This window comes from Streptomyces sp. NBC_01012 (assembly GCF_045162755.1).
Taxonomy (GTDB): domain Bacteria; phylum Actinomycetota; class Actinomycetes; order Streptomycetales; family Streptomycetaceae; genus Streptomyces.
Genome location: NZ_CP108688.1, coordinates 6,753,121 through 6,776,227 on the forward strand (window position 1 = coordinate 6,753,121; position 23,107 = coordinate 6,776,227).

Annotated in this window: 22 protein-coding genes and 1 riboswitch; of the genes, 13 read left to right on the plus strand and 9 right to left on the minus strand. The window is 70.0% G+C overall.

Annotation, left to right across the window (positions count from 1 at the left end):
- Nucleotides 1-216 precede the first annotated feature (216 nt).
- Nucleotides 217-1,083, plus strand: a complete 867-nt coding sequence (locus tag OG623_RS30205; RefSeq protein ID WP_406152078.1) for a helix-turn-helix domain-containing protein — start codon at nucleotides 217-219, stop codon at nucleotides 1,081-1,083.
- Nucleotides 1,080-1,337: a DUF397 domain-containing protein gene (locus OG623_RS30210; RefSeq protein WP_406150750.1), complete on the plus strand. Its 258-nt coding sequence runs from the start codon at nucleotides 1,080-1,082 to the stop codon at nucleotides 1,335-1,337. Before OG623_RS30205 ends, OG623_RS30210 begins: the two co-directional genes overlap by 4 nt.
- 182 nt (nucleotides 1,338-1,519) lie before the next feature.
- Here the strand turns inward: OG623_RS30210 and OG623_RS30215 are convergent, their stop codons facing one another.
- Nucleotides 1,520-2,104, minus strand: coding sequence for a GNAT family N-acetyltransferase (locus tag OG623_RS30215; RefSeq protein WP_406150752.1), 585 nt, complete (start codon nucleotides 2,102-2,104; stop codon nucleotides 1,520-1,522).
- A 137-nt stretch (nucleotides 2,105-2,241) separates the two neighbouring features.
- Nucleotides 2,242-2,736, minus strand: a complete 495-nt coding sequence (locus OG623_RS30220) for a hypothetical protein (protein ID WP_406150754.1) — start codon at nucleotides 2,734-2,736, stop codon at nucleotides 2,242-2,244.
- A gap of 366 nt (nucleotides 2,737-3,102) precedes the next feature.
- Nucleotides 3,103-3,233: riboswitch (FMN riboswitch) on the plus strand.
- A gap of 160 nt (nucleotides 3,234-3,393) precedes the next feature.
- Here OG623_RS30220 and ribD point away from each other — a divergent pair.
- The 10 genes from ribD (at nucleotide 3,394) to OG623_RS30270 (ending at nucleotide 12,006) form a co-directional block, all read left to right on the plus strand.
- A complete protein-coding gene (gene ribD, locus OG623_RS30225) occupies nucleotides 3,394-4,494 on the plus strand; it encodes a bifunctional diaminohydroxyphosphoribosylaminopyrimidine deaminase/5-amino-6-(5-phosphoribosylamino)uracil reductase RibD (protein ID WP_406150755.1) in 1,101 nt (366 codons plus the stop codon).
- Complete coding sequence (locus tag OG623_RS30230) at nucleotides 4,495-5,121, plus strand: riboflavin synthase (RefSeq protein WP_406150757.1); 627 nt, start codon at nucleotides 4,495-4,497, stop codon at nucleotides 5,119-5,121.
- Nucleotides 5,118-5,762 (plus strand): nicotinamide riboside transporter PnuC, encoded by a 645-nt coding sequence (locus OG623_RS30235; RefSeq protein WP_406150758.1) that lies wholly within the window; start codon nucleotides 5,118-5,120, stop codon nucleotides 5,760-5,762. The genes OG623_RS30230 and OG623_RS30235 overlap by 4 nt, the downstream gene beginning before the upstream one ends.
- Complete coding sequence (locus OG623_RS30240) at nucleotides 5,759-7,045, plus strand: bifunctional 3,4-dihydroxy-2-butanone-4-phosphate synthase/GTP cyclohydrolase II (RefSeq protein ID WP_406150759.1); 1,287 nt, start codon at nucleotides 5,759-5,761, stop codon at nucleotides 7,043-7,045. The genes OG623_RS30235 and OG623_RS30240 overlap by 4 nt, the downstream gene beginning before the upstream one ends.
- Before the next feature lie 51 nt (nucleotides 7,046-7,096).
- Nucleotides 7,097-7,582: a 6,7-dimethyl-8-ribityllumazine synthase gene (ribH, locus tag OG623_RS30245; protein WP_362890153.1), complete on the plus strand. Its 486-nt coding sequence runs from the start codon at nucleotides 7,097-7,099 to the stop codon at nucleotides 7,580-7,582.
- A gap of 35 nt (nucleotides 7,583-7,617) precedes the next feature.
- Complete coding sequence (locus OG623_RS30250) at nucleotides 7,618-7,890, plus strand: phosphoribosyl-ATP diphosphatase (protein WP_277335015.1); 273 nt, start codon at nucleotides 7,618-7,620, stop codon at nucleotides 7,888-7,890.
- A 64-nt stretch (nucleotides 7,891-7,954) separates the two neighbouring features.
- Nucleotides 7,955-8,803: an ATP phosphoribosyltransferase gene (gene hisG / locus OG623_RS30255; protein ID WP_406150761.1), complete on the plus strand. Its 849-nt coding sequence runs from the start codon at nucleotides 7,955-7,957 to the stop codon at nucleotides 8,801-8,803.
- A gap of 74 nt (nucleotides 8,804-8,877) precedes the next feature.
- Nucleotides 8,878-9,357 carry a PH domain-containing protein gene (locus OG623_RS30260; protein ID WP_406150762.1) on the plus strand — a complete coding sequence of 160 codons (480 nt, stop codon included), beginning with the start codon at nucleotides 8,878-8,880 and terminating at the stop codon, nucleotides 9,355-9,357.
- 190 nt (nucleotides 9,358-9,547) lie between these two features.
- A complete protein-coding gene (locus OG623_RS30265; RefSeq protein WP_406150763.1) occupies nucleotides 9,548-10,924 on the plus strand; it encodes a hemolysin family protein in 1,377 nt (458 codons plus the stop codon).
- Nucleotides 10,921-12,006 carry a hemolysin family protein gene (locus OG623_RS30270; RefSeq protein WP_406150764.1) on the plus strand — a complete coding sequence of 362 codons (1,086 nt, stop codon included), beginning with the start codon at nucleotides 10,921-10,923 and terminating at the stop codon, nucleotides 12,004-12,006. Before OG623_RS30265 ends, OG623_RS30270 begins: the two co-directional genes overlap by 4 nt.
- Before the next feature lie 78 nt (nucleotides 12,007-12,084).
- Here OG623_RS30270 and OG623_RS30275 read toward each other — a convergent pair whose 3' ends face one another.
- Nucleotides 12,085-13,989, minus strand: coding sequence for an AAA family ATPase (locus OG623_RS30275; RefSeq protein ID WP_406150765.1), 1,905 nt, complete (start codon nucleotides 13,987-13,989; stop codon nucleotides 12,085-12,087).
- A gap of 367 nt (nucleotides 13,990-14,356) precedes the next feature.
- Nucleotides 14,357-14,971 (minus strand): uridine kinase, encoded by a 615-nt coding sequence (locus OG623_RS30280; RefSeq protein ID WP_406150767.1) that lies wholly within the window; start codon nucleotides 14,969-14,971, stop codon nucleotides 14,357-14,359.
- A gap of 183 nt (nucleotides 14,972-15,154) precedes the next feature.
- Here OG623_RS30280 and OG623_RS30285 point away from each other — a divergent pair, with 183 nt between their 5' ends.
- Nucleotides 15,155-16,516, plus strand: a complete 1,362-nt coding sequence (locus OG623_RS30285) for a peptidase C39 family protein (protein ID WP_406150769.1) — start codon at nucleotides 15,155-15,157, stop codon at nucleotides 16,514-16,516.
- A 69-nt stretch (nucleotides 16,517-16,585) separates the two neighbouring features.
- Here OG623_RS30285 and OG623_RS30290 read toward each other — a convergent pair whose 3' ends face one another.
- The 5 genes from OG623_RS30290 to OG623_RS30310 all read right to left on the minus strand — a co-directional run bounded on the left by OG623_RS30290 (nucleotide 16,586) and on the right by OG623_RS30310 (nucleotide 22,935).
- The gene (locus OG623_RS30290; protein ID WP_406150770.1) at nucleotides 16,586-17,479 is read right to left on the minus strand and encodes a geranyl diphosphate 2-C-methyltransferase; all 894 of its coding nucleotides are present in this window, start codon (nucleotides 17,477-17,479) and stop codon (nucleotides 16,586-16,588) included.
- A 15-nt stretch (nucleotides 17,480-17,494) separates the two neighbouring features.
- Nucleotides 17,495-18,814, minus strand: a complete 1,320-nt coding sequence (locus tag OG623_RS30295) for a family 2 encapsulin nanocompartment cargo protein terpene cyclase (protein ID WP_406150772.1) — start codon at nucleotides 18,812-18,814, stop codon at nucleotides 17,495-17,497.
- Nucleotides 18,815-18,919: 105 nt separating this feature from the next.
- On the minus strand, nucleotides 18,920-20,347 hold the full coding sequence (locus OG623_RS30300; RefSeq protein WP_406150773.1) for a family 2B encapsulin nanocompartment shell protein: 1,428 nt from the start codon (nucleotides 20,345-20,347) through the stop codon (nucleotides 18,920-18,922).
- Nucleotides 20,348-21,207: 860 nt separating this feature from the next.
- Nucleotides 21,208-21,876: an SGNH/GDSL hydrolase family protein gene (locus OG623_RS30305; protein WP_406150774.1), complete on the minus strand. Its 669-nt coding sequence runs from the start codon at nucleotides 21,874-21,876 to the stop codon at nucleotides 21,208-21,210.
- Between the two features lie 312 nt (nucleotides 21,877-22,188).
- On the minus strand, nucleotides 22,189-22,935 hold the full coding sequence (locus OG623_RS30310; RefSeq protein ID WP_406150775.1) for an alpha/beta fold hydrolase: 747 nt from the start codon (nucleotides 22,933-22,935) through the stop codon (nucleotides 22,189-22,191).
- Nucleotides 22,936-23,107: the final 172 nt, after the last annotated feature.

Consider the following 23,107-nt stretch of genomic DNA (forward strand, 5'->3'; position numbering starts at 1 on the left):
AGCGCCGGGTGTCGGGCCACTCCTTCGATGGAACGCGGCGGGAATCGGGTGCGTGCGCAGGGGCGGCTCGTTACGGTGCCCGAGTGGGACGAGCCGGGGCGGGCGCTGCCTCCGGGCCGGGCGCCGTCGGTGTGGCGGGTGCCTGAAGAGCCCTTCTTCGCAGACTGGTTGTACGTGATGGGCCAGGCGTGTACGTACGTGGACAGGCGGGTGGCGATGACACAGGACGAGGCGGCCGTGGACGAGGGGGCGGTGACCTCGTCGGAGCCGAGGCCGGAGGGCAAGCCGGAGAACGGCGTGGCGGTCGCCTTCGGGAGACAGCTGAAGCTTCTCCGGGTGCGGGCGGGGCTGGACCGGGCGGAGTTCGGGAAGCGGCTGGGGTACGCGGCGCAGTCGGTGGCCTCGTTCGAGCAGGGGCGACGCATCCCGCAGCCGGAGTTCGTCGACAAGGCGGACCGGGTGCTGGAAGCTGGTGGGCTGCTGGTGGCGTTGAAGGAGGAGCTCGCGCGGTCGCAGTATCCGGCGTTCTTCCGGGACATGGCGCGCTTGGAGGCAAGAGCGGTGGCCCTCTGTGTGTACGGCCTCTACGCAGTGCCGGGCCTTTTGCAAACGGCAGACTATGCGCGGGCGGGATTCCAGCAGGAACGCCCGCTGCTTGAGGACGAGGTCATTGAGCAGGGAGTCACTGCTCGGCTGGTCAGGCAGGGGATCTATGACCGACGTCCTGCGCCACTTCTGAGCTTCATTGTGGATGAGGCCGTAATCCGCAGGCCGATCGGTGGTCGATCAACGCTACTTGGCCAGTTGGAACGCATGCTGCGCCTTGCTGAGAAGCGCAACGTTGAAGTGCAGGTGATGCCCTTGGACCGAGAGGATCATGCAGCACTCGGAGGGCCGTTCACGTTGATCGACACCGAGCAGGGGCAGCGCATCGCCTATGCCGAAGTGCAAGGTGACAGCCGTCTCTACACAGGCCGTGCAGCGGTCCGCGAACTTGAAGCCCGCTATGGCATCATCCGGTCACAGGCTCTCACTCCTCGTGAGTCCTCGAAGTTCATCGAGAAACTTCTGGGAGAGAAATGACCGTGCGCCCCACCAGGCTGTCGACCCCCGATTTGGCGTGGTTCAAGAGCAGTTACAGCACCGGGAACGGTGGCGAGTGTGTGGAAGTTGCTTGGCGGAAGAGTAGCTACAGCAGCGGCGAAGGCGGCGAGTGCATGGAGTTCGCCGCCGCAGCCACCCACGTGCACGTCCGGGACTCGAAGCAGGTCGGCGGTCCCGTGCTGACCATTGCACCAGGCGCGTGGGCCGGTTTCGTCGGGCTCGTCGCCAGCTGAGCAACGTACGGCGGCATGCCCCGTCCCTCCAGTATCGGGACGGGGTGTTCGTCCTCAGTGTGACGATGTGTCCGCTCGACGGCACTGCACGCAAGCGACTACCCGGCGCCTGCAAGGCGGCCCAAGTCGTGCCATGCCCACACGGGATGAACGCCGGCCAACTCGGCGTCGAACTGGCGGCCTTACTGAAGGGAGAGCCACATGTCGACGCTCTCGATCTCCCCTTCGCGGAAGACGCCGGCCGGTTTGAATCCCGCCTTCTCGTAGGCGCGGATCGCCCGGACGTTGGAGGTCTGGGTGCCACCGAAGAGGATGACGTGCCGGTGTCCGCGCCGGCGCAGGACGTCGAGCGCTCCCTTCAGCAGCTCGGTCCCGAGGCCGTTGCCTTGCACATGGTCGGCGACGACGGGGGCGATGCGGCAGTCCGTGCCGTCCTCGATGGTCCACCCGCGACTGCGGTAGCGCGCCTTCTCGTCCTCCGGGATGGCGAACTGGGCCAGCAGATACGCCACCACGCGATCGTCACGGGCATCCGCCAGCACGAAACGCAGCGCGGTCGCATCGTCGAGAGCGGAGCAGACCCGCTCAGCTTCGGCCCGGTCGAGCGGGTGTGGGTTGTAGCGCTGCCTGGTTTCCGCCGAGAGTGCTTCGAGGAATTCGCCGAAGCCGGCGGCGTCGCTGTTCCGTAGGGGACGCAGGACGGCGACGGCACCGTTGGTCCCCGAGACCGGCCTCGCGGGGAACGGGGGCGCGGTGGATTCAGTCATGTCGCGCAGCGTAAATCAGTCTGACCCGGGGGGCGGACAGCTGCTGTCGTGCCGCATCTCCGGTGCCGGCGCGGCCCTGCCGCCGCCGGCGAGGCGCTGTCGGCGGCAGCAGGGTGTGCGGGGTGTGGGGCGGCGGGTCAGTGGAAGCTCAGGGAGGCGGAGCCGGGTTCGAGGGAGACCGAGGACGGACAGAGGAAGCTGCCCGAGCTCTTCGATGCGGTGAACGTCTGGTTGAGGTAGGTGCGCGTGGAACCGTCGCGGCTCCATCCGACGTTCGTGGCCGTGTAGGAGCAGGAGACGATGCTCTGGTTCACCGTGATGTCGATGAGGTCGGACGTCGCGGTCCCGGCCGCGTCGTCGAAGGCGAGCGTCGAGTCGCTGTTGAGGGTGGCGCTCGCGCCACCTGTGCAGCTCACGCCGCTGTTGACGCTGGCGTGGTCGATGGTCAGGCCGGAGGGCGGGTCGGCGCTGGCGGTGGCGTCGGCCCAGGTGCAGGTGCTGCCCGCCACCGTGATGGAGCCGTCGACCTTCTGGGAGGCCGCGAGGTCCGTCGCGCTTGCTGCGGTGGAGGCGGCGGCAACGGCCGCGACGGCCAGGGCGGTGACGCAGGAGAGTTTCGGTGCGAGCCTCATGTCACTCCTTTTTGCCGCGTTCGTGTGGGCGTGCGGCTGAGGTCCGCGCACGCGGCGGGGCGCGGGACCGGGCCTGTTCTGGACGGTCCCACAGAAGCCCTGGCATGTCATGAGCGCGACAAGTATTGGCCGGATGGCTTCCACGGGAGCGCGATCGGCGCCATGGGGCCTGGCGATCTGCGCCCACTCGTCGTCGGTGATCGACCGGAAACGCGGTGCAGGCGGGGGGCGTGTTCGTGCGGTGCTCGTGGGGCGACCCGGGGCAGTGCGCTGAGCCGCGTACGCCGCACGCCGTGTGACCTGTCCCACAGAAGTCACCCGTATGGACCGTTGCGCAACGTGGCAGAATGATTCCTGTACCAGCAGCAGCGCACTCCGGGGTCGGTGTAATTCCGAACCGGCGGTTATAGTCCGCGACCCGTCCGCATCCAGCGGCCGGTTGACCAGGTGAGATTCCTGGACCGACGGTGAAAGTCCGGATGGGAGGCAGTGCGCGGCGGGTTGTCACAGGTACGCCGCCGTAGGCGGACGGGTGTCCGGGGGATGTTCCGGACCATCTCGTCCGTACATGGTTTCCGGCGTTTCCTGCTGCGGCTCGCTTCATCTGTCGTCATCGACAGGCCCCGGAGTCCGTGCCCGAAGAGGCAGGAGGACCCGGTGGCCACCGCAGCCGAAGCAACCGCCATGCGGCGAGCGATCACGCTCGCAGCCCGCGGAACCGGCGCCACCAGCCCGAATCCGGTCGTCGGCTGCGTCATTCTCGACGCGGCCGGGGAACAGGCCGGCGAAGGCTTCCATCAGCGCGCCGGAGGGCCGCACGCCGAGATCCACGCCCTGCGCGCGGCCGGCGAGCGCGCCCGGGGCGGCACCGCCCTGGTCACCCTCGAACCCTGTAACCACACCGGACGCACCGGACCCTGCGCCCAGGCGCTCGTCGAGGCCGGCGTCCGTCGTGTCGTGTACGCGGTCAGTGACCCGAACCCGCAGGCCACCGGCGGTGCGGACACCCTGCGCGCCGCAGGTGTCCAGGTCGAGCAGGGGCTCATCGCCGACGAGGCGGAGGCCGGCAACATCGCCTGGCTCACCTCGGTCCGCCTCGGCCGTCCGTACGTCCGGTGGAAGTACGCCGCGACCCTGGACGGCCGGATCGCCGCCGCCGACGCCACCAGCCGCTGGATCACCTCGCCCGAGGCCCGCGCCGACGTCCACCGGCTGCGTGCCGAGGCCGACGCCGTGGTGGTCGGCTCCGGTACCGCCCGCGCCGACGACCCGCAGCTGGGCGTACGTGGCATAGAGGGCGCCGTCCAGCCGCTGCGAGTGGTCGTCGACACCGGCGCCACCGCCGTCCGGCCGGGGGCCCGGGTGCTCGACGGGTCCGCGCCCACCCTGATCGCGGTCGCCGAGGACGCCGAGACAGGGCACCTCCCCGAGGACGCCGTGCTGCGCCTGCCGCGCTCCGCCACCGGGCCCGGCCTGGACATCGGCGCGCTGCTCGCCGCCCTCCAGGCCCGCGGCGTCCGTTCCGTACTCCTCGAAGGCGGGCCGGTCCTGGCCGGCTCCTTCGTCGCCGCCGGAGCGGTCGACACCGTCGTCGGCTATCTGGCTCCGGTCCTCCTCGGCGCGGGCCCCACGGCCCTCGCCGACGCCGGAATCTCCACCATCTCCCAGGCGTTGCGCCTCGATGTGACCGAGACCGTCCGTATCGGCCCCGATCTGCGCATCACCGCCGTCCCCGTTCCTGCTCGGAAGGGAAACTGAGTGTTCACCGGAATTGTCGAAGAACTGGGTGAGGTCACCGGCGTCGAGAAGCTCGACGACGCCTCCCGCTTCCGACTGCGCGGCCCCGTCGTGACCGAGGGTGCCAAACACGGCGACTCCATCGCCGTCAACGGCGTCTGCCTCACCGTCGTGGACCTCGGGGACGACGAATTCACCGCCGACGTCATGGCCGAGACCCTGGACCGCTCCAGCCTCGGCGCGCTCGCTCCTGGCTCCCGCGTCAACCTGGAGCGCCCCATGGCGCTCGGCGGTCGGCTCGGCGGACACCTCGTCCAGGGGCATGTGGACGGCACGGGCCACATCGTCGAGCGCCGGATCTCGGAGAACTGGGAGCTCGTCAAGATCTCCCTGCCCGACGGCCTGGCCCGCTACGTGGTGGAGAAGGGCTCGATCACGGTCGACGGTGTGAGCCTGACCGTTGTGGACGCGGGCACCGACCACTTCACGATCAGCCTCATCCCCACCACCCTGGCGCTGACCACGCTCGGCATCAAGGAGCCGGGCGACCCGGTCAACCTGGAGGTGGACGTCCTCGCGAAGTACGTCGAACGGCTGCTCGGCCACGGCCACGGCGCCGCGCCGGAATCCGGGGAGCCGGTCTCATGAGCCCCCTGGACTGGCTGAACTCGGAGGCCTTCACCGTCCTCGGTCAGCACATCATCTGGTCGGACATGCTCGGCAACACCATCGGTCTGGCAGCCCTGGCGCTCGGCTGGCTCCGCTCCATCTGGACCTGGCCCGCCCAGCTCCTGTCCGGCGCGGTCCTGGTCGCCGCCAATGTCTCCGTGCAGCAGGCGGGCAGCGTCGGCAAGCAGCTGATCGTCATCGCCGTCGCCGTCTGGGGCTGGCAGCAGTGGACCCGGGGCAGGCAGCAGGCGCAGGACGGATCCATCGCCGTGCGCTTCGCGAGCTGGCGTGAGCGCGGATACCTGCTGGGTGGCGCCGTCGTCGGCACCCTCGCGGTCGGAGGCCTCTTCACCGCCTTCCCCTCGCTCTCCTGGAGCCCGTGGGCGGACGCGTACATCTTCGCCGGGACGCTCGTCGCGATGCTGGCCCAGGCGCGCGGCATGGTCGAGTTCTGGTTCGCCTGGCTGCTCGTCGACCTCGTCGGCGTACCGCTCAACTTCCACAGCGGACTCGCCTTCTCCGGTCTCATCTACGTCGTCTACGGCGCCCTCGTCCTGTGGGGCATGCGCGACTGGTGGCTGCGTACGCGGACACCCGCTCTGGAAGGAGCCACAGCATGACTGCCCAGCCCACCTGGTTGCACCACCGCCCCGTCGAGGACCTCTCGCTCGACCCCGTCGAGCAGGCGATCCGTGACATCGCCGCCGGACGACCCGTCGTGGTCGTCGACGACGAGGACCGGGAGAACGAGGGCGACCTCGTCATCGCCGCCGAGAAGGCGACCCCCGAGATCGTCGCGTTCATGATGAGCGAGTGCCGCGGTCTGATCTGCGCGCCCATGGAGAACGACGAGCTGGACCGCCTCGAACTCCCTCAGATGGTCACGCACAACACCGAGTCGATGAAGACGGCCTTCACCGTGTCCGTGGACGCCTCGGGGGAGCACGGGGTGACCACCGGGATCTCCGCGGCCGACCGCGCCACCACGCTCCGGATGCTGGCGGGCGGCGCGGCGGGACCCGGCGACTTCGTACGCCCCGGCCATGTCTTCCCGCTCCGCGCCCGTACCGGCGGTGTCCTCGTCCGCAACGGCCACACCGAGGCGGCCGTCGACCTGGCCAGGCTCGCCGGGCTGCGGCCCGCGGGCGCGATCGTCGAGATCGCCGGTGAGGACGGGGTGATGCTGCGGCTTCCCGAGCTCGTCCCGTTCGCCCGCAAGCACGGCCTCACGATCATCTCCATCGAGGACCTGATCGCCTACCGCCGCAGCTCCGAGCCCACCGTGCGCCGCGAGGCCGAGGTCAGGCTGCCCACCGCGTTCGGCCCGTTCACCGCCTACGGCTACCGGTCCGTCGTCGACGGCGTCGAGCACGTCGCACTCGTCCACGGCGACATCGGTGATGGCCAGGACGTCCTGGTCCGGGTCCACTCCGAATGCCTGACAGGCGACATCTTCCAGTCCCAGCGCTGCGACTGCGGCCCTCAGCTGCACACCTCCATGGAACGCGTCGCCGCCGAGGGCCGCGGGGTCGTCGTCTATCTGCGCGGGCACGAGGGCCGGGGCATCGGACTGCTGTCCAAGCTGCGCGCCTACGAGCTCCAGGAGCGCGGCTCCGACACCCTGGACGCCAATCTCGAGCTCGGGCTGCCCGCCGACGCCCGGGACTACGCGGCGGGTGCCCAGATCCTGAGCGACCTGGGCGTACACAGCCTGCGCCTGATGACCAACAACCCGGACAAGACCGCCGCGCTCGTACGGCACGGTCTCAGGATCACCGGGCGTGAGCCCATGCCCGTCCAGGCCGGCGAGCACAACCTGCGGTACCTGCGCACCAAGCGGGACCGGATGGGTCACGACCTGCCCTGGCTCGACGCCCCGGCGTCCGCCTGCGGCAACCAGTGAGTAAGCACCTACGAGCCAGAAGAACCCGCAGAACCACAGAACAGGAGAGACATGAGCGGCAAGGGCGCACCCGAACTGTCCGTACGCAACTGCGGCGACCTGCGGGTGGCGGTGATCGCGGCCCAGTGGCACGAGCAGGTCATGGACGGCCTCGTCGACGGGGCCCTGCGCGCCCTGCGCGACCTGGGCATCGACGAGCCGACCCTGCTCAGGGTCCCCGGCAGCTTCGAGCTCCCGGTGGTGGCCAAGGTGCTCGCCGGCCGTGGCTACGACGCGATCGTCGCGCTCGGGGTGATCATCCGGGGCGGCACCCCGCACTTCGAGTACGTCTCCCAGGGCGTGACCAACGGCCTGACCCAGGTCACCGTTGACACCGGCGTGCCCGTCGGATTCGGCGTGCTCACCTGTGACGACGAGGCGCAGGCCCTGGACCGGGCCGGACTCGAAGGCTCCAACGAGGACAAGGGGCACGAAGCGGTCACCGCGGCCGTGGCCACGGCCGCCACCCTGCGCACCGTCAGCGAACCCTGGCGCTGAGCGGGGGTCCGGGACCCCGTATTCTAAGGACCATCATGGCCAACAAAACCTTCGAAGAACTCTTCGCCGAGCTCCAGCTCAAGGCCGCCGACGGCGACCCCTCCACCTCCCGCACCGCCGAGCTGGTGGGCAAGGGCGTGCATGCCATCGGCAAGAAGGTCGTCGAGGAGGCCGCAGAGGTCTGGATGGCCGCCGAGCACGAGGGCAAGGAAGCCGCAGCCGAGGAGATCTCGCAGCTGCTCTACCACGTCCAGGTGATGATGGTCGCCCGGGGGATCTCCCTCGACGACGTCTACGCCCACCTCTGAGCCACCCCGCACGTAGTTCGAACACCCTTCCGCACATCCCTCCGCACAAAGGAAACCCGACCTCATGCTGCGCATCGCCGTCCCCAACAAGGGTTCTCTCTCCGGACCTGCGATGGCGATGCTTCATGAGGCGGGCTACCAGCAGCGCAAGGAGTCGAAGGAACTCGTCCTGGTCGACCCGACCAACGAGGTCGAGTTCTTCTACCTGCGGCCGCGTGACATCGCGATCTACGTCAGCTCCGGCCGCCTGGACATCGGCATCACCGGCCGTGACCTGCTGCTGGACTCAGGCGCCGAGGCCGAGGAGATCCTCCAGCTCGGCTTCGCACGCTCGACCTTCCGCTACGCCACGAAGCCCGGCACGGCCACCGGACCCAAGGACTTCGACGGCATGACGATCGCCACGTCCTACGAGGGCATCGTCGAGGCGCACCTCGCCGACATCGGCGTCGAGGCCTCCGTCGTGCACCTCGACGGCGCGGTTGAGACGGCCGTGGAGCTCGGTGTCGCCCAGATCATCGCCGATGTCGTCGAGACCGGCACCAGCCTGCGTAACGCGGGACTCGAGGTCATCGGTGAGCCGATCATGACGTCCGAGGCCGTCGTGATCCGCCGCCGGGGCGCCGACCCGGAGGACGCCAAGGTCCAGCAGTTCCTGCGCCGCCTCCAGGGCGTCCTGGTCGCCCGTACCTACGTGATGATGGACTACGACTGCCGCGTCGAGCACCTGGAGCGGGCCGTCGCCCTCACCCCTGGTCTCGAGTCCCCGACCATCTCCCCGCTGCACCACGAGGGCTGGGTCGCCGTACGCTCCATGGTCGCGTCCAAGGAGGCCCAGCGGATCATGGACGACCTGTACGAGCTGGGTGCCCGCGCCATCCTCACCACGGCCATCCACGCCTGCCGCCTCTGACAGCCGGAGCCCGGCGCACCGAAGGACCCGGCACACCGAAGGACCCCAGCCCACCGAAGGACGACAGCGTCACCATGTCCGCCCCCACGCCCCGGTCATCCGAACTCCCGTCCCTGCCGGCCACCTTCAGGCCCACCCTCACCCGGGTGGTCCTGCTGACCGTGGGGGCGGCGATGTTCGTCGTCATCACGGTGGTCGCGCTCACGCTGGAGAACCTCGGCGCGGGGGAGCGCACCAGCTTCGTCTTCGTCGCCCTGCTCTTCTTCGCGGTCCTCGCGCTGCTCAGCCGACCCCGGATCACCGCCGACGAGACGGGAGTCACGGTCGTCAACATCGTCCGTACCCGCCGGCTGGCGTGGCAGGAGATCCTCCGCGTCAATCTGCGGTCCGGTGACCCGTGGGTCTTCCTCGATCTCAGTGACGGCACCAGCATGCCCGCCCTCGGAATCCAGCCCGGGATCGCCAAGGCAAAGGCCATCGCTGACGCCCGCACACTGCGTGCTCTCGCCGAATTCCACGGCAGCGGAGTGAAGGACGCCACGGAGAACAGCTGAGCCCCCTGCCCCGTTCGCCCCGATCCCGATTATTCTGGGGAGCGGTGGCGCACCGGGTGCGCCCCCGCCCCGCATCAGAAGGCCCTACGAGGCCGCGGGGCACTTTCCTGCGACCCAAGGAGTGACTCCCTCCAGCAATGGACGGATCTTCCGGTAGTACCTGCGCCGCCCCCTCTCCGGAGGCGGCGGCATGACCACCCCCCTGTTGCTGCTCATCGCGGCATTCCTTCTCATCCTCGCCAACGGATTCTTCGTGGCGGCCGAATTCGGCCTCGTCACGGTGGAACGGCCGGACGCCGAACGCGCCGCCGACGAAGGCGACCGCCGGGCGCGTACCGTCGTCGCCGCCCTGCGGGAACTCTCCTTCCAGCTCTCCGGCACCCAGCTGGGCATCACCATCACCTCACTGGTCGTGGGCATGCTCGCCGAACCCGCGCTGGCCCAGCTGCTGGCCGGACCGCTCACCGCTCTTGGGCTGCCCGGAGGCATCGCCCCCGGTGTGAGCGTGGTGGCCGGCATGCTGCTCGCCGCCGCCGTCCAGATGGTGATCGGCGAGCTCGTCCCGAAGAACTGGGCGGTCTCCAGGCCGCTCCAGGTCGCCCGGTTCGTCGCCGGACCCCAGCACCGCTTCTCCACCCTCCTGCGCCCGGTGATCACCGCCCTGAACACCGTCGCCAACCGGCTGGTCAGGCTGCTGGGGGTGGAGCCCACCGACGAACTCGCCTCGGCGAGGACCCCGGGCGAGCTCGTCTCGCTGGCCAAGCACTCCGCCGAGGCGGGCACCCTGGAGCAGGACACCGCCGATCTCTTCGTGCGGACCCTGTCCCTCGCCGGTCTCACCGCGCAGCACGTCATGACCCCGCGGGTGAAGGTCAGCGCGCTCCAGACGTCGGCGACCGCGGCGGACGTCCTCAACCTCACCCGGGCCACCGGCCTGTCCCGCTTTCCCGTCTACCGGGAGCGCATCGACGAGGTCGTCGGCATGGTCCATCTCAAGGACGCCCTGGCCGTTCCCTCCCAGGACCGGCTGCGGACTCCGGTGAGCCGCGTCGCCGTGGCACCGCTCCTGGTGCCGGAGACCCTGCCCGTCGAACAGCTGCTCCAGCGGCTGCGCAGCGAACAGCCGATCGCCGTCGTGGTCGACGAGTACGGCGGCACCGCGGGTGTCGTCACCCTGGAGGACATCATCGAGGAGCTCGTCGGTGAGGTCAGGGACGAGCACGACGCGGAGGGCGCCGACCGCCCCGAGCTGACGTCCGTCGTCGCCGAGGACGGCAGGGCCGGCTGGGACGTGGAGGGCAGCACCAGGGTCCTGACCCTGCGGCGGATAGGCCTCGACGTACCCGAGGGGCCCTACGAGACCGTGGCGGGCCTTGTCGCCGATCTGCTGGGCCGCATCCCCGCACCCGGTGACCGGGCCGAACTGCCCGGCTGGCGGATCTCCGTCCGCCAGGTCGGCCACTACCGCGCCGAACAGGTCCGCTTCGTCCGGCTGACCGACATACCGGCAGCCCCGGCGGAACGCCCTGAGCACCTCACCCAGGCCCTGCTGGAGGCCGTGCGATGAGCCTCGTACAGCTGCTCTTCGCCGGGCTCCTCGTGCTGGCGAACGGCTTCTTCGTCGGCGCCGAGTTCGCGCTCGTCTCCGTACGCCGCAGCCAGGTCGAACCCCTCGCGGCAGCCGGGTCGAGCCGGGCCAGACAGGTCATGTACGGCCTGGAGAACCTGCCGCAGATGATGGCCGCCGCACAGTTCGGCATCACCGTCTGCTCCCTCACGCTCGGCGCCGTCGCCGAGCCGACCGTCGCCCGCCTCCTGGAGCCGGTCCTCCACGCGGCGCACCTGCCCGACGGGCTCGTGCACCCGCTCGGCTTCGCGGTGGCCCTCGTCTCCGTGGTCTTCCTCCACCTCGTCATCGGCGAGATGGTTCCGAAGAACCTGGCGATGGCCGCGCCCGAGAAGACCGCGATGTGGCTCAGCCCCGGCCTGGTCGGCTTCGCCCGGCTGTGCAGGCCCGTCACCACGGCGCTCGGGGCCTGCGCCAGGCTCGTCCTGCGGCTCTTCAAGGTCGAGCCCAAGGACGAGGTCGAGGCCGTCTTCACCAGTGAGCAGCTCAACCGTCTGGTGGAGGACGCCGGCATGGCCGGTCTGCTGGAACCCGAGGCCCAGGAACGCCTGGGGGACGCCCTCGAACTGGGCAGCAGGCCCGTCACCGATGTGCTGCTCGACCGTGCGTCCCTGGTGACGGTCGCCCCCTCGGTCACCCCGCGCCGCATCGAGGAGCTGACCGTGCGGACCGGGTACTCGCGCTTCCCGGTCTGCGCGGAGGGCGGCGGCCCGTTCATGGGCTATCTGCACGTCAAGGACGTCCTGGAGCTGGAGGACGGCGAGCGGGCCGTTCCGCAGCACATCTGGCGCCCGATGGCCACCGTACGGGCGGAACTCCCCCTGGACGACGCCCTGACGGTCATGCGACGCGCGGCCACGCATCTCGCCCAGGTCGCCGACGCGTCGGGCAAGGTGCTCGGCCTGGTCGCCATGGAGGACGTCCTGGAGATGCTCGTCGGTGAGGTACGCGACCCGGCCCACCGGGTCTCGGTGCCCCGCCGCACCGTGGAGGTGCCGAAGGCCATGGCCCCGCTGGTCTGATCCGTACCGCTGCCGGACGGTCCCACCGGGATCCCACCACTGCCGGACGGTCCCACCGGGGCCGTCCGGCAGCCGCTTTCACAGGGCCCCCGGCTCCGGCTTCCCCCGGTCCGCAGGACCCCGCCCCGACAGCACCTCGCCGTACGCCTGCATCAGGTCGGGCAGCCGCAGCGTGGCCAGGTCGTCGCGGGTCGGCGCGGCGGCGTAGCCGGACAGCCGCAGATCACGGTAGGCGCAGCTCTTCTCGTACAGGGTGCGCAGGAAACGGCCGTTGCCCAGCTCGTCGATCCAGCCCTGGTCGACCACGTGCCCGCTGACACTGCGCAGCTCGTCGAGGGACTCCTCGTCCCATACGTCGCCGTTCTCGGCGGCCAGCACCTCGCCGATCGCGGTGAGTTCGAGGGGCCGGTAGCTCGGGAAGTCGACCCGCGTGGTGAAGCGGGAGGAGAGCCCCGGGTTGGTGGAGAGCAGCCGGTCCATGCCCTCCGGATAGCCGGCGAGTATGACCACCAGATGGTCCCTGTTGTCCTCGGCGCGCTTGAGGAGGACCTGCAGGGCCTCGTCCCCGTACGCGTCGCCCTTGCTGTAACCGGAGTTGGACAGGCTGTACGCCTCGTCCACGAACAGCACCCCGCCGAGCGCCGAATCGATCAGCTCGTTGGCCTTCACCGCGGTCTGCCCGAGGAACTCGCCCACCAGGTCGGAGCGTTGGGCCTCCACCAGATGGTCGCCGCCGAGGAGTCCGAGGGCGTAGAACACCCGGCCCAGGATGCGGGCGACCGTGGTCTTCCCGGTCCCGGACGGCCCCGAGAAGACGAAGTGGCGCTTCGGCGGCTGCACGGGCAGGCCCTGCTCCGCGCGCAGACGCGCCATGTTCAGCTGCGCGGACAGCGCCTTGACCTGGCGCTTCACGGGTTCGAGCCCGACCATGCGCTCAAGCTCGGCCAGGGCCTCGGCGAGCAGCACCGGGTCGCTCGGCCCTGCCGGGAACGCGGCAGCCCGCTGTGCTCCCGGCTTCTCGCGTGCCCCGCCACCGGGTCCGGCGGGCGGCACCGCGGCACCGGGCAGGACCTGCGGATCGCCGCCGAGCCAGGGGTCACGGCCCTCGGCCAGGTCCGTGCCGAGCGCGATGTCGCCGTCCGTCTGCGCGCCCGTACCGATGCCGTCCGATCCGAAGCCGGCCAGTGACACCGCGGCGAGGTCGGCGGCCTCGTCGTAGCCGTCGCCCTCGGAGATCGCCGCGAGCCGGGCCGAGGTGTCCATGAAGGCCGGGTCCACGCGGTGCACCGCCCGGTACAGGGGCAGGGCCGCCGCGCTGCGCCCTGTGCCCTCATGGGCCCGCGCCAGCCAGTAGCGCAGCTCCTTGCGCTGCGGCTGCTCGCTGCGACAGCGCATCAGCGCGGCGGACAGAAGGGGCTCAGCCTGCCCGTACATCTCCAGGCGCACCCGCGCCATGCCGCCGAAGAGGCCGGCCTCGATACCGAGCAGCGGATCGTCGACGAGCTGCTCCGTCGTGCGCACCAGCTGCTCCCAGTCCTTGACCAAATAGGAGCGGCAGGCGTGCAGAAAACGCACCTGCGGATCGGCGTCCACGGGCGGCAGGCCTGCCAACGCCCGGTCGAGCTCCGGCACATGACGACCGTCCAGCCAGTGCGAGGCGTGCGCGAGGAGCAGATCGCGCGGGCTCTCCAGTACCGGCTGTACCCACCACCCCAGCCAGTACCACGAGTTGAGCGTGCGGCGGTGGCGGGTGCGCTGCTCGCCGAAGCGGTCGCGATGGCGGTACATGCGGAGCAGCGCCGTGGTCGTGTCGATCCGCAGCGCGTGCAGCCCCAGCCAGCCGTCGGCCATGCCGGGGTCGAACCGCACCGCGGTTCTGAACTCCTCCTCGGCCTGTGGGTACGCCCCCATGGTGTAGGCGTCCACCCCACGCAGCCAGGCAAGGTCGGCCGGGGCCTGCGCGCCCGGCGTGCCGATGTCCATCAGGTCCCCCACAAACCGTGCCCCAGAATGTCCCGCCCGCACAGCATGCCCAGCTCGGCGCAGCTAATCACCGTGCCGGGGACGGGAATTGACCACACCCGAGACGCATCGTACCTGCGCGAAGAGGGAGTGGTCAGGTGCGTATCCGGCGCTTCGGACCGCGGTGACCCAGGGTGAGACGGGGCCCGGTGCGGCGGGGGTGAGAGGGCAGAACGAAGCCCCCGATCACGGGGGAACAACCGGGGGCTTCGCGTCCGTGTGGGCTCCGAAAAGCCGCACATTGAGAACGTAAGACCTGTACGGGCCGTCGGTCAAGCCGAGTTGGGGTGGTTCCGGGGCTTTTCCCTACCGGCCGGTATGCCGTCCCTCAAATTTCACTGTCCGTGACGAAGTGACTCGTCCCCGCTGTCGGGTGAGGCCCTTTCAGCCACACGTATCCCGCAGGCATCCGGCGTATCACCGCGTCCGCGAAGGGATATGAGGGGTCGTCGGCGAAATGCCGCCGCTCCGCGACGGTCCAGCCGTCCCAGAAATCCGAGAGCCCGGGACCGTCACGACGCCGGCCCCGCTCCCAGGACACCTCACGGTCCCCTTCCATCCACAGCAGCCCGGCGAGGTACGGGCGCACCGCCGACCGGCCCGCACCCACCCCCTCGATCAGCGTCACGGGAGCGGGGTTCAGCGTCCTCGGCGGCCCGAACCGCCGGGCCGTCCAGTCGTAGGCCGCGTAGCGCGCGGGCTCTCCCCGGGCGAACGGATCCAGGACCTGCGCCCGGAGCCTGTCCGTCCAGGAGAAGAGCTCCTCATGCGTGGCCAGGTCGTCCAGGTGCAGTACGGGCGCGTCCCCGAGCGCGGAGGCCAGACGGCCGGCGAAGGTGCTCTTGCCCGACCCGGCGTGCCCGTCGACCGCGATCAGCCGCACGGGCCCGCAGGACGGGGGCAGGGAGCGCAGCCGGCGCGCGTGATCCGCCAGGTCGTTCATCCCTCCACCTTACGGAACCACGGCTTCCCCCGGGCCCGCGCAGGTCACGCCAGTGGACCAGACCAATATTGCTACCGCGGCACGGAGCGAATCACTGGCAGGACCCGGCCCCGACCGGCGATAGTTGGCGCACCGATCGGCACCCGCAGCCCCAATCCGCTCACACGACCGGGGGTCTCGCCCATGACCAGACCGACTTCACGCAGGACCGTGCTCACCGCCGCACTCGCGGCAGCGGCCGGAGCAGGCACCGTCGCCTCCGCCGGCCCGTCGAGCGCCACTGTCTCCCGTACCCCCTCATCACCGGCGGCGGCCTCGCTCGTGGACAACCGTTTCTGGACGACGTACACCGACTGGCGCTGCGGCTCGTCCGCCGGAACCCGTGCGGTCGGCGGCGACCGGCCGGGCCTGGTGATCTCCACCCCCGCAGGGAGCACCGACTACACCGACCCGCACACCGGCACGACGGGCACCTGGGAGTACGGGACGTGGACCTCCCCGGTCCACCGCTCGGCCGTCCCCGCCACCGAGGTGATCGCCTCCTGGAACGCCCACACCCCGCAGGGCACCTGGATCCAGGTCGAGCTGCGCGGCGGCTACGCGGACGGGACGGACACCCCCTGGTACGTGATGGGGCGCTGGGCCGCCGGTGACACGGACATCCGCCGCACCTCCGTGGACGACCAGACCGACGGCCGGAGCTCGGTCTGGACCGACACCCTCGCCCTGGACGACGCGGCGAGCGGGCCCCGGCTGGTGTCCTACCGCCTGAGGCTCACCCTCCACCGCACCCCCGGCACCACCCTCACCCCCACGGTGTACCGGGCCGGCGCCATGGCGTCGGACGTCCCGGACCGCTTCACCGTCCCCGCCACCGCACCGGGCGCGGCCCGTGAGCTGGAGGTGCCGCGTTACTCGCAGAACCTCCATGTGGGGGAGTACCCGGAGTACGACAACGGGGGCGAGGCCTGGTGCAGCCCCACCTCCTCGCAGATGATCATCGAGTACTGGGGCCGCACCCCGACCCCCGAGGACCTGGCCTGGGTGAAGCCCGGCATCGAGGACCCGCAGATCTGCCACGCGGCCCGCTACACCTTCGACAACCAGTACGAGGGATGCGGCAACTGGCCCTTCAACGCCGCCTACGCCGCGACGTACAGGGACATGAACGCCGTGGTCACCCGGCTCGGTTCGCTGACCGACGTGGAGAAGCTGATCACCGTGGGCATCCCGGTCATCACGTCCCAGTCGTTCCTCGCCGATGAGCTGGCCGGGGCGGGGTACGGAACATCGGGCCATCTGATGACGGTCATCGGCTTCACGGCCGACGGCGACGTGATCGCCAACGACCCGGCGTCACCGTCCAACGAGGCGGTGCGCCGCGTCTACCGGCGGCGCGAGTGGGAGAACATCTGGCTCCGCACCAAGCGCCACGACGCGGAGGGGCAGGTCAAGAGCGGTACGGGAGGGGTCTGCTACGTCTACTGGCCCGTCGGCCCGACAGCAGGTCAGGCCGGCGTGCTGCGCTCGCTCGGCCTGACCTGAGCTCCGCCCGACCGAGCGGGCGGCGGTGAGGGCCCCCGCCAGGGTCGGGCCCTCACCGTCGGTCCGGGGTCAGACGCGGTCCGCCGCGATGAGGACGTACTGGAAGGACCCGTCCTTGTACGAGTTGATGAAGGCCTCCTCGATTCCCGTGACCAGCGAGGACGTGGCCCTCAGCTCCCAGTAGGGGAGTGTGTCGGGGGTGAGGTCCACGACGGCCTGCGGCACGAGACGGTTGTCGGCCATGGCGCGCAGGTACTCGCGGCGCGAGTGGATGTTGCATTCGAAGTGGGCGTTGATCTGGGACACCCACTTCGAGGGCTGGCCGTAACGCGGGTTCCAGCAGCCGGTGATGGTCACGTAGCGACCGCCGACCTCGAGGACACGGGAGTGCTCGGCGAAGAGGTCGTGCAGGTCGACGTACATGCTCGACTCGTTGTTCCACGAGGCCGCGGCCGAGCCGGTCTCGAACGGCGTGGAGAGCATGTTGCAGACCCGGGCACGGACATGGTCCTGGATGCCGATCTCCCGGGCACGGCCGTTGGCGAAGTCCGCCTGCTTGGCCGAGAGCGTGACGCCTTCGACCTTGCAGCCGAAGCGCTGGTGAGCCATCACCATCGAGCCGCCACGCCCGCAGCCGGCATCCAGCAGGGTGTCGTTCCCGCCGATGTCACCGAGGTGACCCAGAAGGTACTCGGCCTGCGCCGACTCCAGCCTGTGCAGCTCGGCGATCAGCTTCTTCTCGCTCTCGCTGTCCTCGGCACCGCCGAGAGCGGCGTGGTCCACCTCGCCGATGCCGTAATGGTGGTGGTAGAGCCCGTCGACGTCGCCGAGCCGCAGGTTCACGGGCCTGGCCTCACCGTCCCAGTAGCGGGCGATGTCTCCCTGGTAGGGGGACGCCGGGCTGGGGATCCGCACGGAGCCCGAGGTGTCGGTGGCGGCGGGGGCGAGTTCGGTGTGGGTCACAGATGAGTCCGTTCTTTACCAGAAATCGGGCAGGCTGTAGCGGTAGGTGTTGTTCTGGTGCCAGTTGTGGTTGCCGTCGACCCAGGCGGCCACTCCCCGGAGGAAGCGGTGCACGCCGGGTGCCGGACAGGCCTCGGCCAGGGCCGCGGCCTCGCTCTCGAAGTCGTGCATGAGGTCGTTGTGGACCTCGACCGACTTCAGGTAGGCGTCCCGGTCGGAGAGGCCCTCCCGTTCGGCGATCACCACCGGAAGGTTCAGGTGATGGCCGGGAGCGTCGAGTTCCTTCGTGTAGGAGTAGAGGTCGTTGACGATGGTCGTCGCGTTCCCCGCGAGCGCGATGACCTTCTGCAGGCCGGGCTGGGCGTGCAGGTCCGCGGGCAGTTCGTAGCCGCCGACGGTGTCGGTGATGGTCGGGCAGGGGCGGAAGTTGTTGAACTGGCGCATCGCCAGGTACTCCCACACCTCGGGGACGTGATCCAGCTGGGCCCAGGCCGCTTCGGCGAGGTAGCCCATGTGCAGCCGGGCCATGTCGTGCCGGTACCGGTCCGCCTGGGAGGCGCTGGCCGCCCGTACGAAGTACTCCATGGCGGAGCGGTAGGCGCGCCGGGGCGCGTCCGCGTGGAGCGACTCCGCCCACTGCGGCTGGTACTCCTTCGTCGTGTACAAGGGGTCCAGTGCCGTGTGCGCCAGCAGAAGCCTTTCGCCGAGGCCCACGGGCGAACCTCCGTGGTCCTCGCAGTAGCAGTCGTCCACCGCGTTCTCGGCCACCATCAGGCGCGTGGCGAGCATGAGGTGGTCGACAGTGGGCGCGTCCGGATGGCAGCCGACCATGTAGCGGCCCACGGAGAAGCCGTCGAACTGCTCCTCCCAGTCATCGGGATACAGCGAGACCTCGTCCAGCGCCCAGGCCTTGATCCTTCGGCTGACCTCCTCGACCCGCACCGGGTCGGGCTCGGGCACGGGGTGGTGGTAGAGGCCCGGGACCGGCGTCCCTTCCGCTGTGGCCGTCGGCGGGGAAGACGGTGTGTGCTGCTCGTCCCGCGGGAACAGGCGCAGGCCCGCCGTGCCCAGACCGCTGGGGCCACGCAGGATCCGTTCCAGGCCGGCGCCCACGGTCGCCACCTCGGCCGGCGGGGCGGCTGGGAGGGGACGGGCGGCCAGGGCGGACACGGAGGTCACGGGCGGGGCGGGCCGGGAGGGCACGCCGGGCAGGCCGCCGGTCATGCCCTTGATGTCGATGGTGTGCGTGGCGGCGGAGCCGAGCAGGTGCGCCCCGGAACGGGAAGCGGCCTCCGGCAGGCTCGACTGTGGTGGTGGCAGCTCAGGTGCGGGCATCCATGGCTCCTTGGTGGGGATGTGCGGTGTCCCGAAGCCTTCCGGGGGCCGGTGCGACCGTGCCCGGAGGTCTCGGTCCTGGGCCTTCCGGGCGTGGGACCGTTGCTACCTGGGCCAGCGGGCGATCTGCACGTTCTCCATCACGCCGACCGCGTCCGGCACGAGGATCGCGGCCGAGTAGTAGGTGGTGACGAGGTAGGACGTGATCGCCTTCTCGTCGAGGCCCATGAACCGGACCGACAGGCCCGGTTCGTACTCGTCCGGCAGCCCGGTCTGGTGCAGACCGATGACGCCCTGGTTCTCCTCGCCGGTACGCATGGCGAGGATCGAGCTGGTCTTCTCCTTGGTGACGGGGATCTTGTTGCAGGGGAGGATCGGAACCCCTCGCCAGGCAGGGACCTGCTGACCGCCGAGGTCGGCGTGGTCCGGATAGATCCCTCGTGCGTTGAACTCACGCCCGATCGCCGCGATGGTCCGGGGGTGCGCGAGGAAGAACTTGGTGCCGCGGCGCCGGCAGAGGAGTTCGTCCATGTCGTCCGGGGTCGGCGGGCCAGAGTGCGTCTGGATGCGCTGCTTGAAGTCGGCGTTGTGGAGCAGGCCGAACTCCCGGTTGTTGATCAGCTCGTGTTCCTGGCGCTCGCGCAGCGCCTCGATGGTGAGCCTGAGCTGTTCCTCGGTCTGGTTCATCGGCCCGTTGTAGAGGTCGGCGACCCTCGTATGGATCCGCAGGATGGTCTGCGCGACCGAGAGCTCGTACTCCCTCGGCCTCAGTTCGTAGTCGACGAACGCGCCCGGTAGCTCCTGCTCGCCCACGTGGCCGGCCGACATCGCGATCTCGGCCTCGCCACGATGGTTCTGCCGCCGGTGGGAGAGCGACGAGAACGCGTCGAGGTGGGCCCGGAGGCTGGATGCCGTGGACAGCACTGCCGCGAAGTCCGCGCGGGACAGAGTGAGCAGGGTGCCCGACGTCTCGGCCGTGGCGGTGGTCTCCCAGCGGGCGTCCTCGTCCAACAGCGCGTTCTCCCCGAACCGGTCGCCGTCGGCCAGTACGTCCAGGGCGACCTCGTCGCCGTAACTTCCGACGGAGGTCTGGTTGATGCGGCCGTGGGCGATCAGATGGAGCTTGTCCGCGGGTGCCCCGCGCTCGACCAGCGTCTCGCCGGCGCGGAACTCGCGCTGCACGCACCGGTCGGCGATGGCGGTCAGGACGTCCACGTCGTCGAAGCCCCGGAGCAGGGCCAGTTCGCCGAGTTCCCGGGGGATGACGCGGACGTCCGCGCCGTCCTGGACGAATTCGATGGTGCCGTCGCCGACGGTGTAGCTCAGGCGACGGTTCACCCGGTACGCGCCGCCCTTGGTCTCCACCCAAGGGAGCATGCGCAGCAGCCAGCGGGAGGAGATCTCCTGCATCTGCGGCGCGGACTTGGTGGTGTTGGCGAGGTTGCGGGCAGCCGCCGTGCCCAGGCTGGACTGCCGGGGCAGCTCCAGCCGCACGTCCGGGTTCGACACGTCCGGGTTCGAGTCGACAGTCATCGGGACGTTCTCCTTGGTCAGGTCGGTGGCACACGTATACGGACGCCGTCGGGCGAAGAGAGCGATAAGGGGTCAATGAACGGGAAGCCATCCATTTCCGGGGGAACACTAATCGCGGCTTCAGCCGCTGGACCAAGGGAAGTCGGTGACATTAGCTCGATACGATGATGACGATCGCTCTATGTTTGTCCGGGTACCGAATAAATTCAGCCGTAGTCCGTGGTGCACGCCGACCCCCGGGCCGGATACCGACGGTGCCGGGCCGGCGCCGGGCCGGCGCGGCGAAGGGCTGCGAGGGGCCTGGCGTCAAAGGCCGAGGGGGCAGTTCGGGGCCGGAGTGGGCGAGTGTCCACCGTCGTCCTCCTCGGCGCGCCGTATGCCTGATGTCACGACGCGACGTCAGAAACGCGACAGGACCAGGTGCGCGACCACGTGGCGGGGGCGATACTGCGGCGCACTCGGGGGCCCTGTCTCTTTCGTCAAGCGCTGGGCGCCGGACCCGAAGTACTGCGGGGGACGGGGCGGCGTTGATGGTGCGGACGGGGGCGACGGACCACAGCCCATCGACTTGGGCCGGCAGGCCGTCGCCCCAGTGCCGCACGACCGGCCCCGGCCCTGGGCCTCGAACAGCACCTTCCGCCGCCCGCGCCGGAGTCCACGACGCCTTCTCCGGCCGCGGCAGCGTCGAGAGGCGTTCCTTGTCCGTTGCCCGCTTCGCCGTACTGACCAGCCTCGTCGCCATCAGCACCGAGAACAGGTCCAGTGGGCCGCCGGGCCGGCGCCTCCTGCTCGGTCCCGGCCGCACCCACGAAGGGACCGCCTGCCAGCCAGCCCCCGCCTGGGGCACTGCGGCCGAGCTGTCAGGCGACCAGGCGCAGCCAGGCCGCCGCGAGTGCGGCGTGACCGGCCGGAGTCGGGTGTACGCCGTCCGCGGCCCAGTACTCCGGCCCGGTCGTCGTGGCGAGCTCGGCGAACATGTCGTCGGCGGCGAGCAGATGCGCGCTGTACTTGCGGGCGAGCTTGTGCACGACCTGGATCTTCGGGTCCAGGTCGGTGCGCCATTGCTTTCGCTCGTCGTCTCCGATGAGCGCGTAACCGGCGCCGGCCTCGATGACTCCGTGGATCGGCAGGAGGAACGGCTCGATGAGGATCAGCTTCGTGCCCGCCTCGGCGAGGGGCGCGAGCAGACGGTCGTAGCCCGCTTCGAACTCCTCCGCAGGGATCACGTACCCCTTCGGGTCCAGCGTGTGCCAGCCCATGTCGTTGACTCCGACGAGGATTGACACCACGTCCGGGCGTGCGTCGAGTACGTCTGTCTGCCAGCGGGCTTGGAGGTCCCTTACCTTGTGGCCCCCGATCCCGGTGTTCAGCCAGGTCACGGGCCGGTCAGGGTGCCTGAGCCCCCACTCGCCCGCGACGCGCAGCGGGTAGCCGAACCCGAGACCGTCTTCGCTCTCCAGCCGTTGGCAGTCTGTGATCGAATCGCCGGTGAACATCACGGTGCTCCCCGGTCGGACAGTGATCGTCATGTGCGCTCCTTGAACTCGGCTGAGGAAGAGGACCTCTCGAAAGGTGGCAGACCCCACCGACATCGGACCGACAGTCCACCGATACCGCCGACGCCACGGCACCCCCGTGTTGCGACCGGCGGCACCCGGCTCCCCTATCGCTCTGTGTATTCGCCGGCGGGGGACACGGGGGACACGGGGGACGCCCCGACAGCAAGGTCCTCCGAAGACCTCAGTGAACGTCCCGTACGACTCGGCCTGATCATCAGCCAAGAACTCCACCGGCGTGCCCAGGTGAGCGTCCGTCGTAGCTGGGGCGGGATGCCGAGGGCCTCAGCTCTGCGCGGACGCCATCTTCTGGATCTCCTGGAGCACCAGCGCGGGCCGGTCGTTGGGGATGTCGTGCGAGCTGCCCTTCGCGGTGACCAGGGTCCGGTTCGGCGCCTGCTGTGCGAACGACGCGGCGGCATCCCGCCAGAGTTGGGCGTCCTCGGGCATGCCGTCGAACGGAGTCTTCTCCGACACGATGACGGTCGCCGGGACGCTGTCGGGCCAGGAGACCTCGTGGTAGGCCTTGTGCATCGAGACATAGCTCTCGGCCGTGGAGATCAGCTGTCTGTTCTGCGGGGTGGAGGGGTCCTTCTTCGCGGCGTCGACCGCGGGCTGGTTCGCGGCGGCGATACGGGCGGTCTCCTCGTCCGTGTACAGCGGGGGCAGGCTGGCGTCGACGAGGACCGCGCCGGACACCAGCTCCGGGTACTCCTTCGTGAAGTACGTCGCGACCTCACCGGCCTGCGAGTGGGAGACCAGGACCACGTCCTTGGTCACACCCAGCTTCTCCAGCCCCGCTCGCAGGTCGCCGACAGCGCTTTCCACGTCCCAAGGGCCCGGGACCGCGTCGCTCTTGCCGAGGCCCGCCCGGTCGTACGTGATGATCGTGGCGCCGGTGGCCGCGTGCAGCTTGCCGACCATGTCCGTCCAGTAGGAGGAGTCCTCGCCGCCGCCTGCGTCCAGGACGATGGTGGGTCCGTGCCCGTCGACGACATGGAACGCGAGGCGGTGACCGTCGCTTTCGATCATGTGCAATGTCGACTTCGCGGACCGGCCTGCCCCCGGAAGGGACGCGGCGGAAGCGGAGGCCGAGGCTGAAGCGGAGGCAGATGGGGCCGGATCCCGGTGCGTGGGTCCCTCATCGCTGCACGCCGTGACGACACCGGTGGTGACGGCCAGCAGGGCGATGGCCGACAAGGTG